The organism is Vibrio sp. bablab_jr001 (genome assembly GCF_016464285.1).
GTDB lineage: Bacteria > Pseudomonadota > Gammaproteobacteria > Enterobacterales > Vibrionaceae > Vibrio > Vibrio fluvialis.
Genome location: NZ_JACDWZ010000093.1, coordinates 1 through 369, shown reverse-complemented (window position 1 = coordinate 369; position 369 = coordinate 1). Strand labels below are relative to the sequence as shown.

Below are 369 nucleotides of genomic sequence, written 5' to 3'. Positions count from 1 at the left end.
GGGTAACCGCGCGTACTACATGAACCAGCTCAATGGCTGGCTGAGCGAGAACGCCGTGGGCGGCGTGGCCATTTTGCAGGCGCAGTTCATCAAAGAGCTCTACGAAGAGAAAGGCTACGAAGCGGGCGACGGCATGGTGCGCGATTTGGCCGCGCAGCTCAAAGCCACCGTCACCACGCCAAACGCCACCATTGCGCGCATCTCCACCGATGAGTTCGGTTTGATTTTGCCTAACCTGGATGAGAGCGAGCTGCGTCTGGTGGCCGATGGCCTCATCAACGCCATTCAGGTGGTCAACCCTGACCCGACCGGCATGGCCGCGGCGGATGCGTCACTGGGCGTGGTGCACAACAAAGAGAGCAAAACCTC

Annotated in this window: 1 protein-coding gene; it reads left to right on the top strand. The window is 60.4% G+C overall.

Annotation, left to right across the window (positions count from 1 at the left end; all coding sequences use genetic code 11):
- Positions 1-369, top strand: a 369-nt coding sequence (locus JIG40_RS23040) for a GGDEF domain-containing protein (RefSeq protein WP_199465743.1), incomplete at both ends; no start/stop codon positions are given.